The organism is Blastopirellula sp. J2-11 (genome assembly GCF_024584705.1).
Classification (GTDB): Bacteria; Planctomycetota; Planctomycetia; order Pirellulales; family Pirellulaceae; genus Blastopirellula.
In genome coordinates this window covers 2,908,799-2,925,578 of sequence record NZ_CP097384.1, presented here as the reverse complement: position 1 = coordinate 2,925,578, position 16,780 = coordinate 2,908,799, and the positions used below count along the sequence as shown (strand labels likewise).

The following is a 16,780-nucleotide window of genomic DNA, read 5'->3' as shown; positions in this document are numbered from 1 at the left end:
AGTTTTGCCAGGGCGCTGTTTTGCGGGCGAAGCCCAATCCTTTAGGTCGCCGCACGCATGCGCGGCATTTGCTGCTAGTGCTATTTATCGTGTAAAGCTGTAACAAACTTGCGGCCTTTTCCGGTCGCACGGCAATTTCCTGAAAGGAGGGCTCGATTTTCGCTCTGCGCACGAAAAAACCCCTGAAAGGCAGCAAACTTTCAGGGGTTCGGATCGCCATCCAGCTTTCGCCCTGGCTAAACGGCTACTCGCTATCGGTGATGGTATCGCTTACGAAACTCGGTGATTAGCGGTAGTGTCGACGAGCCTTGAAGTCGACTGTCCACCAACCCTTGTTGAATTCCATCGTGACTTTACGCCAGCCGAGCGGAACTTGCGGGTACGGATAAAACGGGCCGATGTAAGGCCAAGCAGCCGGTGAGTACTGCTTCGGGTATTGCAGAGCAGCGTAGTTCGGGTAAGCCGCGTAAGCTGGCCAAGCGTAGCCAGGCATCTGCGGATTGTCATAGCGAACCGGAGCGGCGTAGCCTGACGCGGTCGGATAGTACGACGGCGGCTGGATCGGAGCCGGCGGCTGCATGCGAGCCGAAGCATAGCGGAAGTCTTGCGTACCGGCCGGAGCAAACGCACGCGGCATCTGCCCCTGCTGTTGCGCCTGACCTTGTTGCGTTTGCTGCTGCTGTTGATACACAGGCATCTGAGCAATGGTCGGCGTTTGCTGCGAAGCGGCCGGAACCGGGCGAAGCATTTGCGGCCCCAGCGGAGCTGCCGAAGCCGTGCGAGGCAAGTCCGCGTAGATCGGCTGAGCCTGCAATTCGCGGGGCTGGCCTTCTGGCTGGACCGTTTCGGCCGCGGAAACCAACACGCCTTGGACGGTCGGAGCGTTCGGCTGATTGACGGTCACGCCGTCGACAACCTGCTCGACACCCGAGATGCGACGAGCGATATCAATCGCCATGTCGTGCTGCGACTTGTCGGAGACATGCCCTTCGAGCCAAACAACGCCGTTTTCGACGCTAAGCCCGATGTTGAAACCCTTGAGGCTTCCTTCTGATTTCTTGTCGTTAAGCTGCTCAACGATCTGGCGCGAAATCTCCGCGTCGTCAGCGTTGAGCGTCGCAACCGGGGCGAGCGTAATCGCCGCCAGAAGCGCTAATTTCCAAAACCGTCGCATGGTTCCCCCTCCTGAGTATATCCGTAAGCGATCCGAGTGAATCACGTCCGCCTTGGCTCCCGTTGCGGGACGGAAACGTCGACTTTCAAAAGCCGACCGGCGATGACGTTTGCTGCTCATGCTGCGTCGCTTGCGCTTCGCTAGGCGCCGCGGAAGCGGCATAACTGTCATTAGTTGTCGGCAATGCAGACGTCCTAATGGCACTATTTTTTCGATTTTGAGGACACAAAGGGCCTCAAAATCGTTCCCTGCGCAATAAAAGAACCTCGTCGCGGGACGAGGCTCTGGAAAATGTCTACCCGCTGGCGACCCAATTTAGTGGTGCTTCGACTTCCGATGCTTGAAGTCCAGCCACCAATAACCGTCATCCCATTCCAAACTCACCTTTTGCCAGCCGAGCGGAATCTGCGGATACGGATAGTGCGGGCCAATGTACGGATACGCGGCGGCCGCGTGTTGTTTCGGATATTGGTCAACGCCGAAACCGGGATAGCCCGGAGCTCCGCCCATGCCGGGCGCGGGTCCGTAACCGGGATCCCCGTTGCCTACCATTCCGTGGCCGTGACCACGCATCGGCGGACAACCTTGCCCTGGAGGGCATGCTTGACCATGGAAGCCAACCTGTTGGACTTGTTGACCCGGAGCATAGCCAGGAGGCATTTGCTGCTGATAGCTGGCAGGTTGGCCAGCGCTGATCGGCATGCCAAGCGGCACTTGCTGACCGGGCGCTTGAGCCAATGCGAACATCGGCAGCGCGAATAAAAGGAACGTGCTGGCGCTCCCGATCCACGAAAATCGCATCATCGCCTCCTGATTGCAGTGCGACACATCTGATGAATTCGCCCCAACCCTGCTTTGCTGCTGGGGGCGAAGTGATTCATTGATCCAGAAGGCTGGCGTTGCTTTCACCACAGGCAAAACAACAGCGACAGACTTCTAGCAATGATTTCGGCAGATCGGAGGGCTGAAAGGTAGGTTTTTTTCCGGTTTTGGCAATCATGCCGAAAGTAAGATCGCCTACAGGCGTTGGAAGCACCGGGCTGAACCGAGAAAGAGCGATGCAAGCAACCGGCAAACCACACCGCCGCTAGCAGGTGCGATGCCGCAAAGAATCACTCGCTAGATCGAATGATAAGAGACCCGACTTCCCTGACTGTCGAAGACGCAGCCCACTACCAAGAGCGACAACACGCTGGCGCTGCAAATCCAATAAGGACAGTTGATCGCGATCTGAAGTATCGCCAGCCCGCACACGACAATCATCGACGCGACAGCGCCGCAGCGACATGCCGTTGCAATCCAGCCGCGGAACCGCCGCTTGCGAGCAAGCGTTACCCAAGCAGCGCTCAAGCAATAGATGATGGCCAACAGCCACAACCCTCTGGAGTCGACCACATCAATAAGTCCTAGCATCCGTGCCCTCGAAGTAACAGAAGCAATACGTAGCCAAGACATCCATGTCTCGGTCGGGTCGTGAATTCTTTTCCACTTTCTCACCCGATGGGGCACTTTTTACTAAAGTCGCCATGTTTCCCGAAGAGCAATTCCCGCAGTCAGCCCATTTTGTCACAAAAAAAGCCGCCCCCGATGGGGACGGCTTTCTAGTTCACTTCGACTCAAGCAGACGCTAGCAGCTATTTCAGCAGCTTGCTCAATTCGGTATCGAGCTGGCTGACGTGAATATTACGACTGATGACCTTGCCATCAGCGCCGACCAAAAACATCGTCGGCAGCGTCAACACGCCCAAATCGGTCGCCAACGGGCTATCGAGTCCACCATCTTCATAGATCTGCGGCCAGGTCAGGCGCGTCTCCGCCAGGTACTTGGACAGATCGGCTTTGTCCGAATCGAGGCTAACCCCGATCAATTCAAAGCCCTTGCGACCATACTTCGCTTGCAGCTGACGCATGATCGTCTGGTCTTGCTTGCAAGGTTCGCACCAGGTCGCCCAGAAGTGGACCAAGACAACGCGACCTTTGAGCGACGCGAGACTGACCTGCTTGTTGTCGAGCGTTTTGCCCGCCACGTTGATCGTCTTGCCGACCGAAGTCAAACGTCGCACCGAACCTTCCGCCTTTTTCGCCAGCGAAGTGCCAGCAAAGTCGTCGCGAATTTGTGCATACCAGGCCTGCGCCTTGTCTTCTTCACCAGCAAATTCGTTGGCGATCGCCAGCTGCAACATCGCTTCGGCGGCGTCATCACTCTTGGGGTAGGCCTTGACGAACCCTTCCAAGTTTTCGAGCCACGCGTCCTGCACCTTGGTGAAGTTGGCGTTCGGATCTTGCAACTGCTGGGTGTAGTCTGCACTCATTTGACGGAACTGGACGTACGACGCGACATCGCTGCCCGGCGCCGCTTTGGCGGTTGCATCGGCGAGAGTTTTCAGCTTCGCCATGCCGTCAGGATATTCGCCAGTTTGCACGCCGGCGCTAATTGCGTCGGCCAATTGACGAAGCCAGTTGTCGCGAGCTTCTCCTTCGCCGCTGGCCGCAACCAACGCTTCGATCGTGACGATACGCTTCTTCGTCACGTCTTGGCGAGCGGCGGCGGTGGTCGCCATCGTCAACTTGTCATCCAACGCTTCCAACTCATCCAGCAGCTTTTGCGCTTCGGCGTTGACCGCCGGACGCCCGCCGGCCCCGTCCATCCCAGGACGTTTGGCCGCAAACGACGCTTGAAAAAAGAAGCCTTGCGACGCCGCCGAATCAGCGACGGCAGCATTGCGCGGCGCCGCGATCACTTTCCAGGCGTTACCAAACTTCACCAATGTGCCGATATCGATCTGGCTATGCTCGCCAGCGGTTTCAACGACGGCGGCGACATTTTCATAGACCAGCAAGTCTTGGCTCGCGCCGTCGGTTCCGGCCGGGACAATCCCAGGCCGGGTCGCTCCAAAGTGAACCCACTTCGTGCCGTTCTTCACGGCAGTTTGGGCGGCGGCCCATTGCGTGAAGTCCTTCGCGGCGGCCGCCAGCGAGCTGGTCAACTCGGCAGCCTTCTCTTTGCCGAGCCCCAATTCCTTCGCTTCCTCGGCCGTGAGCAACAGCGATTGAAAGCGTTTGACGTCTTTGTCACGGACAGCGGCGACGATTTCGGCCGAGACTTCCTCGGGAGAAATGATCTCCCAGCGGTCGATCGCGCCATCTTCGTTTTCGTCAAATCCCCAGCGTGAGCCGCCGGTCGCCAACCAACGATACTGGTCGGCCTTGCTGTTGAAATCGGTGTCGAGATCGCGATAGACCTCGATTCCATTGTTGTAGTAGGCCCAGAGATCGACCTTATTGTCCCCGTTGGAATCGACAAACTGGCGCATCTTTTCGCCGGCAGGACCATAAACGACCCAGCCGGTCGCGCCGTTGATCTTTTCCGAGCGGATAGAGCACTTGGCGATTTCGTCCGCCGTGGGGATTTCGTATTCCACTTCCTGAAGCGGAGTAAGCTGCAGCGCCTGTTCGACGGTGGGAGTCGCGGCTTGCAGCGTCCCTGTTGCCGCAGCGGCCAGCGCGGCGGCCAACGAGAGAGTTGTGTAAGGCTTGAATATCGCCATTGTTCTATGCGTCCTTGCTTCTGAGAGACTCCAGTGGTGACAGCACCAGGGATTATCCACACTTTCCCCTTTTACTTCACCATCAATTTTCGACGAATCGCAGGGGTTTAGGCGAACCAATCCCAATTTTTTCACCTCCTTTTTCAGAGCCGAACCCTTGATCGGCAGCGGTTTTATCGCATTTTCGCTAGTTCCTGGGGCATATTTTTGAACACAGGGCCGTAGCCCGTTTGACAAGAAAGGCTTGCTGCCTAGAATAACGAATTCCTGTTACGGCAATGCCGTCAACAAGGGCGCATAGCTCAGTTGGTTAGAGCGCGTCGCTGATAACGACGAGGTCCCAAGTTCGAATCTTGGTGCGCCCACTTCCGAATCGGTTTGGACCGAATCGGGGCCGTAGCTCAACTGGGAGAGCGCCTGCCTTGCACGCAGGAGGTTGCCCGTTCGATCCGGGTCGGCTCCACTGCTTTCACCTGAAAAGCAACCTTGGCTAACACGCGTTGAATCGCCGTAAACAGCCTCGGGAACAACTTTTCAGAAAATTGCAGTCAGCCCCTTTACTTCGATTTCGGTTTCGATATATTTGGACGCTTCCCCAAGGGGATCGAGACTGATCAAGGAGAGTTCAGTCATCAGGATTCGAGAGAATCGAGCCTGAACTCTCCTCGCTCAGTTCGAGCGGTTGGCCAACTTGGCCAGCAAGTTCTTTGACAATTTGGCAAATGAAGTAGATGGCATTCATCACGTCTTGCAGACGTGGTTTGCGATTGAAACATGCTTTCTTTGGAAGCGACTCGTCACGCAAGTGAAGGGGAGTGGAAGGAGGGGGCGAGTTCAGTTTGCGGCCGCGGAAGTGAGCGTGAGAATATAGAGAATGCAAAAGTAACCGGACCCCCGGTTCTACAAGCTGGGGGTTAATTTTAAGGTGAAATTCTCGAGCGAATATCGTTAAATAGATCGGATATCTATGGCCGTCGCCGTGAGGCGTCGGCAGTAAGTAAGTCCGATAGCTTGAAAGATGTTCTTTGCTGAAGAGCTTTGAATATTTGTGGTCAAGCTATTAAGGGCGTATGGGGGATGTCTTGGTATCAGAAGGCGATGAAGGGCGTGGAAGACTGCGATAAGCCTGGGGGAGTTGTCAAACGAACGTTGATCCCGGGATTCCTGAATGACTTGCACTGAATACATAGGTGTAAGTGGCTAACCCAGAGAACTGAAACATCTCAGTACCTGGAGGAAGAGAAAGAAAACTCGATTTCGTCAGTAGCGGCGAGCGAAAGCGAAATAGCCCAAACCGTGAGGATTTTCCTCACGGGGTTGTAGGGTCTCTCACATGGGAGTTACAAAGCAATCTGCTAGTTGAACGACATGGAAAGGTCGGCCACAGACGGTGACAGCCCGGTAAACGAAAGCGGAATTGCCTCCCGAGAGATACCTGAGTAGGTTCAGGCACGTGAAACCTGGACTGAATCCACGGGGACCATCCCGTAAGGCTAAATACTCTCTGATAACCGATAGCGAACTCAGTATGGCGACTGAAAGATGAGAAGAACCCCTGTTAGGGGAGGTATGTGAACCTGAAACCATACGCTTACAAGCGGTCGGAGCCCGATTATTGGGTGACGGCGTGCCTTTTGCATAATGATCCGGCGAGTTACGATTTGCGGCAGGTTAAAGTCTTCCGGACTGAAGCCAGAGGGAAACCGAGTCTGAATAGGGCGTTAGTCGTAGGTTGTAGACGCGAAACCAAGTGATCTACCCATGAGCAGGTTGAAGCGCGGGTTATACCGCGTGGAGGACCGAACCCACTTGGGTTGAAAACCGAGGGGATGACTTGTGGGGAGGAGTGAAAGTCTAATCAAACTTGGAGATATCTCGTTCTCTCCGAAATAGCTTTAGGGCTAGCCTTGAGCCACTACGCACCGGGGGTAGAGAGACTGAATCGATTTGGGGCCCCTTCCCGGGGTACCCTGTCGGACCAAACTCCGAATACCGGGGCGACTATCTCAGGAGTCAGTCCACGAGGGATAAGCTTCGTGGTCGAGAGGGAAACAACCCAGACCGTCTGTTAAGGTCCCGAAGAGACGCTCAGTCACTAAGGAGGTTGAATTACTGTGACAACCAGGATGTTGGCTTAGAAGCAGCCACCATTTAAAAAGTGCGTAACAGCTTACTGGTCGAGTAATTCTGCGCCGATAATGATCGGGAGTAAGCGTCTCACCGAAGCAGCGGACGAAAGTGGTAGGAGAGCGCCGATAGTCAGATACGAGCCGTACCGAAAGGAGCGGTGTTGGGGCTATCGGGTGATTATGCCGGAATGAGTAACGATTAAACAGGTGAGAATCCTGTTCGCCGAATACCTAAGGTTTCCTGGGGAAGGCAATTCCGCCCAGGGTTAGCCGGTGCCTTAGTCGAGGCCGAAAGGCGTAGACGATGGATAGCAGGTTAATATTCCTGCGCTAGAACGTTGGACCGATGGAGGGACGGCGTCCGAAAGGTGATCGGGCTGGTGGAACAGCCCGTGATTTGCAGCAAGATGGGGAGATTGGAAAATCCGCTCCCGGAATTCAAGCTGTCGATCTGACTCTATTTGAGGTAATCATCGGTAGGACGTCCAAGAAAAGCTTCTAAGGGATGAAGGCGTTTTAACCGTACTAAAACTGACACAGGTAGGTAGGTCGAGTAGACCAAGGCGCTCGGGAGAACAGTGGTTAAGGAACTCTGCAAAATGACCCCGTAAGTTCGCGATAAGGGGTGCCCCTGACGGTGCAAGCTGTTGGGGGCCACAGAAAATCGGCTCTGGCGACTGTTTATCAAAAACACAGGACCCTGCTAACTCGCAAGAGGATGTATAGGGTCTGACGCCTGCCCGGTGCCGGTAGGTTAAGGAAGAGGGTGCAAGCTCGCGACCGAAGCCCCGGTAAACGGCGGCCGTAACTATGACGGTCCTAAGGTAGCGAAGTTCCTTGTCGGGTAAGTTCCGACCTGCATGAAAGGCGTAACGACTGGAGCACTGTCTCAACCACTGACCCGGTGAAATTGTAGTTGTGGTGAAGATGCCACATACCCGCAGTTAGACGGAAAGACCCCGTGAACCTTTACTGTAGGCTGATATTGGTCTGAGATATGTTCTGTGTAGGATAGGTGGGAGGCTTTGATCTCGGCGCGCCAGCGTCGGAGGAGCCGTCCTTGAAATACCACCCTGAATATGTTTTAGCTCTAACCCTGAATATCCGTGAATCCGGACAGGGAACAGTGTCAGTTGGGCAGTTTGACTGGGGCGGTCTCCTCCCAAAGAGTAACGGAGGAGTGCAATGGTACCCTCAGCCTGGTTGGCCATCAGGCAAAGAGCGCAATGGTAAAAGGGTGCTTGACTGCGAGACTTATCGGTCGAGCAGGTACGAAAGTAGGTCATAGTGATCCGGTAGTCCCGTATGGAAGGGCTATCGCTCATCAGATAAAAGGTACTCCGGGGATAACAGGCTTATCGCATCCGAGCGTCCATAGCGGCGATGCGGTTTGGCACCTCGATGTCGGCTCATCACATCCTGGGGGTGAAGAAGCTCCCAAGGGTTCGGCTGTTCGCCGATTAAAGTGGTACGTGAGCTGGGTTCAGACCGTCGTGAGACAGGTCGGTCCCTATCTGCTGTGGGCGTACGAATTTTGAGGAGGTTCTTCTTTAGTACGAGAGGATTTGGAAGGACGACCCTCTGGTGTCCCAGTTGTCATGCCAGTGGCACGGCTGGATAGCTATGGTCGGAAAGGATAAACGCTGAAAGCATCTAAGCGTGAAGCCCGCTCCAAGATGAGAATTCGTAAGCACTTTAGTGCGAGAGTCCCCTGGAAGACGACCAGGTTGATAGGCTGGATGTGTAAGCACAGTAATGTGTTCAGCTAACCAGTACTAACGGACGAAAGCTTGACCACATATATTCAACGCTTTTCACTCGAGAAAAGCATTCTCTAGACAAATACTTTGCCGCAGGTTCCAAGTTCAATCCGTTGAACGAGAACGAAGAAGCTTCAATGCTTCAGACCTGCGACAAATGGCCACTACGATGCGGACCGCTCAACACGGTCCGCCGTTTGCCATGAGTCATCAGGCTCGCGTCAGCCCTCACGTTGACGCAAGCCTTTTCCGGTGACCATATCGAAAAGGTCATACCTGTTCCCATTCCGAACACAGCCGTCAAGCTTTTCGAGCCGATGATAGTACCACAAGTGCGAAAGTAGGTATCGCCGGATTTATTTATTACTTCCAAAGCCCCAGCTATATCAGCTGGGGCTTTTTTTATGCGCGTAGCGTAGGGCAGGCCGTGCCTGCCGCTCTTCTTTTCGCGCTTCCAACGGCGCGACAGTCCGCCCGATCAACTAGCAGACAAATTCGGCAGACACGGCCTGGCGCTACGTCGGTTTGTGACGATTGGGGCGATGACGATGCCTTTCTCTGCTTTAAATGCCAGGCCCTCCGTACGAAGGCCGCTTACCTGCGACCTATGGTTGAGCAGAACCGCGCGCTAGCCGTGGTGCTTCTTCCTTCTGCTATGTTTTCGCCATGTCGCTACCGTTAGACGTATTGGACTGTCCCATCTGCGGACAAGCCTTGATTCATCAAGATGATACGCTGGCGTGCAAATCGCCGACGTGTGGTCACGTCTATCCCACATCTCGCGGCGTGCCGATTTTGATCAACGAAGCGAACAGTATCTTTGATATCAGCGGATTTGAAGCGGAAGAGGAAACCTTTTTTCGCTCGAACCATCCGCTGCACGAGTGGATCAGCGAACATCTTCCCGATTTATCGTGCAATGTTTCCGCCCAGAAAAATCTCGCAACCCTGGCCGAGTTATTGAAAGCCCGTAACCGACCGGTTCGCGTGTTGGTCATCGGCGGCGGGGTTGTTGGCGCCGGACTCGATCAATTGCTTGGCGATACGTCGATTGAAGTGATCGAAACGGACGCCTCTTGGGGGCCGAGAACGCAAATTATTTGCGACGCTCACAGTTTGCCGTTTCGCGGCGACGCATTTGACGCCGTGATCGTGCAAGCGGTGCTGGAACATGTAGTGGACCCGCAATGCTGCGTGGAAGAAATTTACCGCGTGCTTCGCCGGGATGGCCTTGTTTACGCCGATACGCCGTTCATTCAACAAGTGCATGGTCGCCAGTTCGATTTCACCCGCTTCACGCGACTCGGACATCGCCGGCTGTTTCGCCATTTTGAAGAAGTCGAAAGCGGCGTGACGTGCGGCCCCGGCATGGCGCTGGCCTGGACGGCGCGCTATTTCATGATGAGCTTCTTCCAATCGAAGCGTCTTCGCCAGGCAGCCAGTTTGGCGGCGCGATGCAGCCTGTTTTGGCTGAAATACTTCGATTACTACCTCGTTCGGCGGAAGGCGTCGTTTGACGCGGCGTCGGCCTTCTTTTTTATTGGCCGGAAGAGCGAGTCGATTTTGAGCGATCGCGATTTGATCGCCGACTATCAGGGCGGGTTTTAAAGAATTTCATTACTCATGGAAATTCATCAGCAAAATCGCCAATAGTTCGAGCGGCAGTCCGACAACGTTCGATTGGCTGCCGTTGACCACTTCGATCCAGTCGATACGATCCTGCAGGCCAAACGCGCCTGCTTTTCCTTCCCATAGGCCGGTGTCGAGATACGATTCGATCTCTTGGTCGCTGAGCATTCGCATGCGCAAATGCGATTCGGCCGCATCGACGGCGACAAAATCATCCGGCCGACGCCAGAGACAAATCGCGGTAACGACCGTATGTTCGCGACCACGCAGCGTTTGCAAGATTTCACGGGCATGATTACGATCACGCGGTTTTCCGAGCGGCAAGTCATCGCATTGGGCCAAGGTGTCCGCGGCCAAAATGATTCCTTCCTCGGTGCGCAGCGCGACATTCGCCGCTTTATCGCGGGCCAGACGCAAAACCGTTTCACGCGGCGATTCGCCGGCCTGGGGCGGAGTTTCGGCGTCGGCATGCGGTAGACATACCTGAAAATCAATTCCCGCGACGGTCAATAATTCGTGTCGACGAGGAGAGCCGCTGGCCAAGATCAAGCTGGGATACATTCGCAGGTCTGGAACGAGAGGGCGTGGGACGCGTAGAATCGAAGTTTTCGCGGGGACCGCTTTGCAATGACGATCATCCTATGAAGTACGCGACTCCGCTAGTTCTTTACGAAGATAACCATTTACTCGCGATCTCGAAACCTGCGTTGCTAGCGACAATGGGCGCGCAAGAGGGTGAGCCGAGCGCCGCACAGTGGGCCAAGGATTATCTGAAACGAACCTACAACAAGCCGGGTAACGTCTACGTCGGCATTGTTAGTCGGATCGATGCGCATGTGACCGGGGTCCTACTATTTGCCCGAACTTCCAAAGCGGCGTCGCGACTTTCCGAGCAATTTCGGGATCGTTCGACCGTCAAAGAGTACGCCGCACTCATTCCGACCGGTCCCAAAATCCGCAATGGTGAGTTGGTGGACTGGATTCGCAAGGAAGATCGACTCCACCGCATGGTGATCTCCGAAGAGGGGACCGCCAACGCCGATCGAGCCGAAATGGAGATCCTCGAGCAACAGCGACTCCGGAATTGCCAGCTACTCAGTTTGCGTTTAATCACTGGGCGGAAACATCAGATCCGTCTGCAACTCGCTAGTCGTGGGGCGGCGATCCTGGGAGACAAAAAGTATGGCTCCACCGACCGCTATTCGCCGGGAATTGCGTTACATGCACGCCGGCTTGTGTTTACGCATCCTACGCTGAAGACAATGGTTACGATCGAAGCGCCGCTGCCAGAGGCATGGCAAGCTTATTTGTAACTTAGAAATGTTGCGAATCTGAAAAATCCTTAATTTCCATTTCTCGCCTCTTGAAGATTGGCGGAAGCGAGTAAAATCAACTCAACTACTTCTCTTTCTGGCAAGAATGCCGTGTCGACAGACTCTGCTAAATCGTTTCGAGAAACCGCGTTAGTCAGTGGACTAATCTCTTCAGAACAAATCGAAGAGACTGTTCAGCGACTGCACGCGGCTTCCATTCGTCGCACGGTGAGCGACGAAGATTTGGCCGCCGCGTTGGTCGACCGCAAAATTCTCACCCAGTACCAAGCGGACCAGCTGCGAAAAGGCTTGACCAAGCTGACCCTGGGTCCGTATGTCATTACCGACTGGATCGGCCAAGGCGGAATGGGCCAGGTGTTCAAGGCCGAACACAACTTCATGGGGCGCCAGGTCGCGATCAAGGTTTTGCCGCTGCAGCGCAGCACGCCCGAGGCGATTGCCCGGTTCATGCGCGAAATACGCATGCAGGCCCAATTGGACCATCCCTGCTTGGTGCGGGCCTACGACGCCGGACAAGATGGCAACGTTCACTATCTGGTGACCGAATATGTGCCGGGAACCGATTTACGTCGCCTCATCCGTGCCAAAAGACATTTGACGCAATATCATGCGGCGACAATCGTCTCGCATGCGGCTCGTGGACTCGACTACGCGCATCAAAAAGATCTCTGCCACCGCGACGTAAAGCCGGGCAATATCTTGGTGACGCCAGAAGGTCAGGCGAAAGTTTCTGACCTGGGTCTGGCCGACTTCATGAACGAAGCGAGCAGTTCCGGCGCGTCGGGCAAAATCGTCGGCACGATCGATTATCTAGCGCCAGAACAGATTCGCGATCCGCTGGATGTCTCGCCGCTGTGGGATATTTACTCGCTGGGATGCACTTTTTATTACGCGCTGACCGGCAAGGTTCCGTTTCCCGGCGGATCGGTCCAAGATAAAGCTCGCCGTCATCGCGACGAACCGCCGCTGCATCCGCATCGGTTCAACCCCGACATTGATCGGGATTTGGTCGATGTGATCGCGGAGATGATGGAGAAAAATCCGGAGAAACGGATCCAGTCGGCAGCGGAAATTGTGGCGCGGCTCGAACCCTGGGTCTCCGACTCCCGGCAATTCGAATTGAATCAGACGATGCAGCCCGCCTGGCAACCGCCGCCGCCGGTTTACGCCAACGGCGGCCACCTCAACGATACCGAAGCAGGCTCCAACGCTTACGAAGTCAGCACGGATGATAGTCCTAGCCATACGTCGCAGTCGACCGAACAATCGTTGTTCGCTTCGCAAGATACTCAGGCGATCCAATCGCCCAGTTCTTCGCGACTCCTTTTTCAGCCGCGGCATACGCGACGTGAACGCCAACTGACGATCGCGCTGCTGGTTGGGTTACCGCTATCGGCCATCTTAGGCGCTATCGTCACCTACATGGCGCTGGCGGCGCGGTAGCAACTTCGCCAGTTACGAGCCGAACGCATCGGAGCCCGCAGTCGGGCTCGGCGGCGGAGTTGGCGTTGATGGCGAGCCGCCAAAGGCTCCCTTCGAATCGCGCAGTTTGCGAACTTGTTCTGACAAATCGCGTTCGAGATTACGATTGTAGTTCTTGCTGGCAAGTTGCTGCGCTTTGTCAAACAGTTGGGTGATCTGAGCGCTGCCCCGTGGATCCGACGAATCCCCTTCCAAAAAGTCATTCTTGGCCTGACGAAACTGGTAGAGCAAATCGTTGATCGTGGTCATCTGTTGCAACTCATCCAGCCATTTTTCGGCGCCATCAACATCGTCTTCTTCCATGCGACGGCGAATCCGATCGGCGATCAATTCTCGGCGAGCGACGATATCCAGCATTCGACGCCGCCAACCCAATACGAACCCCTCCGCTTCGATCTGCCGTGAGTTATCACTCATCAATGCGGTTACCTGAGGAACGAGCCCCGGAACCAGCGGCAAACGGGCCAACAAACTTCCGCCGCTGCGGACGTAGAGCAAACGCAACGGGTGCGCCGGATCGAGGGCAAGCTTGACGACTCCATGCTCGTCGCTTTCGGCCAAACGCTCGCTTTCGCCCGACTTGGTGTCTTTGGCGTAGATCTCATAGCCAGCCAGAGCGTTACCCAGGCGACTCGCCAGGTTTAGCTCCGTCTGTTCGTACGACGGCTTGACTGCGATCGCGAGTCGTTGAACGCGAATACTTTTGCGTCCGGCCAGCGGACGACGAAATCCGGACAAAATTTTACAGCGTTTGAAGTTCCATTGATCTTCCAGCACTTCCAACACGGTCCAGTCGACTGGCTGCAATCCATCCGGCTCCATCTCGCCGACACGATTCAGACGCCGCAGCGCGACAGTCATCGCCGAGCCTGGCGGTACGCTGGCCGGCGATTCGGCCGTGTCGGCCAAACCTTGCGCTTTCATCGCGACCAGCGCTTCGTCCTCGTCGATTCGTTCAATCTGACCGATCGGCTCGAACGATCGATTCAGCAAATCAACGATCGCGCTGCTGACCAGGTGCAAGTTGCCCACCTGATCACGATGAACGCCCCCCCATTGTTGCGTGCGAACGTCAAATTGCCGCGTCGCCAGTTTGATCTGCGATCCGTGGGTTTGAATCGTCACCAGCGCGATTTTATCGAGCGCCGGTCCCTCGGCGTCTCTGATGGGCGCCAAGGTCTGCGTCATGCTGGACAGATTGTGAAAAGCGTCCCAACGAAGATCTGCCGGACAAGCGGCGACGTCGATCTCCCAGACCGCTTTCGCCGAGATCCAACTTCTTTCGAGAATTCGCTCGCGCAGTTGCTGCCGTGCGGCTTCCTCTAGCAGGCGCGGATCATCGGCGGCGATCCAAACTTCGATCCGATACGGATCATATTCCCACGGCGCCGCGGACGCCGTATTGGTCATCAGCAACGCAAACCCGATCATGATGGCGGTCAGAGGATGGCGCATTAGTTTCCCTTTTTCGGAGTCAGGGAAATGGCGGTCCAACGCTCGACATCTTGAAATAACGATATGGGCTGTCGCGAGACGCCGCCGAACTCGGACGAACGCACAAAATAGTCGCGCAGCTGCCACAACGGAATCACCGTCGTCTCGTCATAGGCTAAACGATGGACCGTCCAAAAGCGTTCGCGTACCTGAGTCCAGTTGGTCGCTTCGTTCAGTCGCCGCAACGCAGCGCGCAAATAACGACTTTGTTTATCCTCAGGAACGCACTGCTGAAACAGCAACGGAATATCGACAAGCGATTCTTGCACGCTGGCTTCGACATACAGCAGATCGACGCCCACATCGGCGGCGCGAATCGCCTCGGAAGGGGTGACGACAATTTCCGCTTCCAAGCCGACCCGTTTCAAATATTTGGCGATCGCCGTGACCGCTTCACGCGAGACTTCGCTATCGGGATGGCCAATCTTTAAGGTCTTTAGCATCGTCGGCGCCTGAGAACCATCGGCTTCCGCTTGTTGCTCTAGTTCTAGCAGCGCCAAGCGGAATAGCGTCACGCTCATCTCAGGCTCATAGGGACGCGAATCGATCGAGTTGTCATATCCATAACCGGCTGGATCGTCCGCTTCGAGCCCTGCCGGAATCGGGGCGCTGATCACATGGCAACCACGGATTTCGTGATCTCCCAACAATCGGCTATTCAAGATCGCGCTGCGATTGATCGCATAGAGCAAGCCGCGCCGAAACGTCGCCGATTGCATAAAGGGGTTATCATAGTTGGGAGCGAGAAAATGAACGGACGGCATCCGGTAGTAGTCAACAACCAGCGAATTGTCGGCTTGGGCGTCATCGACCAAAGTGGGAAACAATCGATCTACGATATCGATCTGTCCCGAACGAAGCGCCGACAGCGCGCGATTTGAAAAGGGATAGGATTGCAGTTCAATCGCGTGCGGCTGGGTGGGAGTTCGTAACGAGTAATCCGGATTGACCACCAAACGTCGCAAATCGCCGCTGGTCTTGTCGACGTACGGAATCGCTTCCGGCAGTTCTGCGCCGATCTCGATGCGGGCCAGCGCCTCGGGGCGAACGTGCGGCGATTCTAATTGAACGTGCAGTTCGCGACCATTTTCAAACTCGACGTATTTCAAGCACTCCTGCAACATGCTCAGTCGTGGAGAAGCGGCAGGTTGCGTCAACAGTTGAGTCGAGCAGGAATAGGCTTCCGACGGGTTGCGAAACAATAAACTGAACTCAACGCCGCCGGCCGAGCGTCCCAACGTGCCGAACGGCGATGCGTATTGGCCGCCGTCGGCGCCAAAGGCGATCATCTCGGTCAAACAGCGATGCAGCAACCGCCGATCGCGCGTCGCGGCGAAGGTTAAACTAGTAGTATCGGCCGAAACGCCGGGCGCCGTGATCCCAACGCGGATGAAAGGAAAACGCTTTGCGATCTCTTCTGACAGTTGAGAGCCGCCGCTAACATCGGAGTAGATCAACCGCATTCGCTTAGCGGCGATAAAAGCGGCGTTCAAGTCACCCGCTGTTAGCAGTCGCTGCGCTTCGTCACGTTTCTTCGCCGCTTCCGCTTCTAAATAGGTCGTCCATTTCGTAACAGCGGCAAGTTCGCCAAACCGTTTTTGCGATAGTCTCGACAACAGGTCGCGCGCCGCCGAGAATTCCTCATTCGCAATATAAATCCCCAACAACTTGTCGGCCGCGGCGCTGATCGCCGTGTCGAGATTATCGACCGGCGGGCGGTACGACTTCGCTTCCTCCAAAAATCCCAACGCTTCCGAGTAGTTTTCGTTGCGAAACGAAACCTTGGCGTTTTCGTACAAATAGCCGGAAAGCGCCGCCGCTAAGCCGTCGTATTGCGGATAGTCGGCCATCATTCGATCGAAATAGTCGTACGCCGCGTCAAGCTTGCCTCCCTTGGTCAAACGATCCGCTTCGTTGAGCAAGAGTTGGGGAAACTTCACGTAGGAAGTGACAAATTTGCGTTTGACCTCCAACGTGCGATCATCGTCGGTGACCATGCGTACGAGATCCGTCTCTTTCATCGTGTCCCAGAACTTCCCTTTGGGGAGAACCAGCGGGCGAATGCTGATTACATACGTATCGCCTTTGTCGCGCAGCACAATCTGGTCAAACGGAACATCGTCGGGCTGAGCGATTCGCACCTCTTGCGCAGCCAGGGATGATGTCAACAGGCAAAAACTGCTGAACATGATCGTTCGGATTGTCCAAGCTGATCGATTCACGAGATCCG

Annotated in this window: 10 protein-coding genes, 2 tRNA genes and 2 rRNA genes; 7 read left to right on the top strand and 7 right to left on the bottom strand. The window is 55.4% G+C overall.

Annotation, left to right across the window (positions count from 1 at the left end; all coding sequences use genetic code 11):
- Nucleotides 1–286 precede the first annotated feature (286 nt).
- From M4951_RS11865 to M4951_RS11850, 4 genes are all read right to left on the bottom strand, one after another.
- Entirely contained in the window at nucleotides 287–1,174 is an 888-nt protein-coding gene (locus M4951_RS11865) for a BON domain-containing protein (protein WP_262026693.1), read from the bottom strand.
- Nucleotides 1,175–1,489: 315 nt separating this feature from the next.
- Nucleotides 1,490–1,978: a hypothetical protein gene (locus tag M4951_RS11860; protein WP_262026692.1), complete on the bottom strand. Its 489-nt coding sequence runs from the start codon at nucleotides 1,976–1,978 to the stop codon at nucleotides 1,490–1,492.
- A 315-nt stretch (nucleotides 1,979–2,293) separates the two neighbouring features.
- A complete protein-coding gene (locus M4951_RS11855) occupies nucleotides 2,294–2,587 on the bottom strand; it encodes a hypothetical protein (RefSeq protein WP_262026691.1) in 294 nt (97 codons plus the stop codon).
- A gap of 221 nt (nucleotides 2,588–2,808) precedes the next feature.
- A complete protein-coding gene (locus tag M4951_RS11850; protein WP_262026690.1) occupies nucleotides 2,809–4,722 on the bottom strand; it encodes a redoxin family protein in 1,914 nt (637 codons plus the stop codon).
- A gap of 291 nt (nucleotides 4,723–5,013) precedes the next feature.
- Here M4951_RS11850 and M4951_RS11845 point away from each other — a divergent pair.
- The 5 genes from M4951_RS11845 to M4951_RS11825 all read left to right on the top strand — a co-directional run bounded on the left by M4951_RS11845 (nucleotide 5,014) and on the right by M4951_RS11825 (nucleotide 10,219).
- Nucleotides 5,014–5,087: transfer RNA gene (locus M4951_RS11845), tRNA-Ile, on the top strand.
- A gap of 25 nt (nucleotides 5,088–5,112) precedes the next feature.
- Nucleotides 5,113–5,185: transfer RNA gene (locus M4951_RS11840), tRNA-Ala, on the top strand.
- Nucleotides 5,186–5,772: 587 nt separating this feature from the next.
- Nucleotides 5,773–8,649 (top strand): 23S ribosomal RNA (locus M4951_RS11835).
- A gap of 210 nt (nucleotides 8,650–8,859) precedes the next feature.
- Nucleotides 8,860–8,967: ribosomal RNA gene (gene rrf, locus M4951_RS11830) — 5S ribosomal RNA — on the top strand.
- A 310-nt stretch (nucleotides 8,968–9,277) separates the two neighbouring features.
- Nucleotides 9,278–10,219 carry a class I SAM-dependent methyltransferase gene (locus M4951_RS11825; RefSeq protein WP_262026689.1) on the top strand — a complete coding sequence of 314 codons (942 nt, stop codon included), beginning with the start codon at nucleotides 9,278–9,280 and terminating at the stop codon, nucleotides 10,217–10,219.
- A 9-nt stretch (nucleotides 10,220–10,228) separates the two neighbouring features.
- Here the strand turns inward: M4951_RS11825 and M4951_RS11820 are convergent, their stop codons facing one another.
- On the bottom strand, nucleotides 10,229–10,801 hold the full coding sequence (locus tag M4951_RS11820; protein WP_262026688.1) for a Maf family protein: 573 nt from the start codon (nucleotides 10,799–10,801) through the stop codon (nucleotides 10,229–10,231).
- Nucleotides 10,802–10,881: 80 nt separating this feature from the next.
- Between M4951_RS11820 and M4951_RS11815 the strand changes: the two genes are divergently transcribed.
- Complete coding sequence (locus M4951_RS11815; protein ID WP_262026687.1) at nucleotides 10,882–11,553, top strand: RluA family pseudouridine synthase; 672 nt, start codon at nucleotides 10,882–10,884, stop codon at nucleotides 11,551–11,553.
- Nucleotides 11,554–11,664: 111 nt separating this feature from the next.
- Nucleotides 11,665–13,017: a serine/threonine-protein kinase gene (locus M4951_RS11810; RefSeq protein ID WP_262026686.1), complete on the top strand. Its 1,353-nt coding sequence runs from the start codon at nucleotides 11,665–11,667 to the stop codon at nucleotides 13,015–13,017.
- 12 nt (nucleotides 13,018–13,029) lie between these two features.
- Here M4951_RS11810 and M4951_RS11805 read toward each other — a convergent pair whose 3' ends face one another.
- Together M4951_RS11805 and M4951_RS11800 are read right to left on the bottom strand one after the other, a co-directional pair.
- Complete coding sequence (locus tag M4951_RS11805; RefSeq protein WP_262026685.1) at nucleotides 13,030–14,511, bottom strand: hypothetical protein; 1,482 nt, start codon at nucleotides 14,509–14,511, stop codon at nucleotides 13,030–13,032.
- Nucleotides 14,511–16,772, bottom strand: coding sequence for an ABC transporter substrate-binding protein (locus M4951_RS11800; protein ID WP_262026684.1), 2,262 nt, complete (start codon nucleotides 16,770–16,772; stop codon nucleotides 14,511–14,513). The genes M4951_RS11805 and M4951_RS11800 overlap by 1 nt, the downstream gene beginning before the upstream one ends.
- Between the last annotated feature and the right edge of the window lie 8 nt (nucleotides 16,773–16,780).

What these genes read in the sequence shown, in the direction of transcription:
- M4951_RS11850 (WP_262026690.1), bottom strand. Translation starts at nt 4,722, where the DNA reads ATGGCGATATTCAAGCCTTACACAACTCTCTCGTTGGCCGCCGCGCTG.
- M4951_RS11825 (WP_262026689.1), top strand. Translation starts at nt 9,278, where the DNA reads ATGTCGCTACCGTTAGACGTATTGGACTGTCCCATCTGCGGACAAGCC.
- M4951_RS11805 (WP_262026685.1), bottom strand. Translation starts at nt 14,511, where the DNA reads ATGCGCCATCCTCTGACCGCCATCATGATCGGGTTTGCGTTGCTGATG.
- M4951_RS11855 (WP_262026691.1), bottom strand. Translation starts at nt 2,587, where the DNA reads ATGCTAGGACTTATTGATGTGGTCGACTCCAGAGGGTTGTGGCTGTTG.
- M4951_RS11865 (WP_262026693.1), bottom strand. Translation starts at nt 1,174, where the DNA reads ATGCGACGGTTTTGGAAATTAGCGCTTCTGGCGGCGATTACGCTCGCC.
- M4951_RS11820 (WP_262026688.1), bottom strand. Translation starts at nt 10,801, where the DNA reads ATGTATCCCAGCTTGATCTTGGCCAGCGGCTCTCCTCGTCGACACGAA.
- M4951_RS11815 (WP_262026687.1), top strand. Translation starts at nt 10,882, where the DNA reads ATGAAGTACGCGACTCCGCTAGTTCTTTACGAAGATAACCATTTACTC.
- M4951_RS11860 (WP_262026692.1), bottom strand. Translation starts at nt 1,978, where the DNA reads ATGATGCGATTTTCGTGGATCGGGAGCGCCAGCACGTTCCTTTTATTC.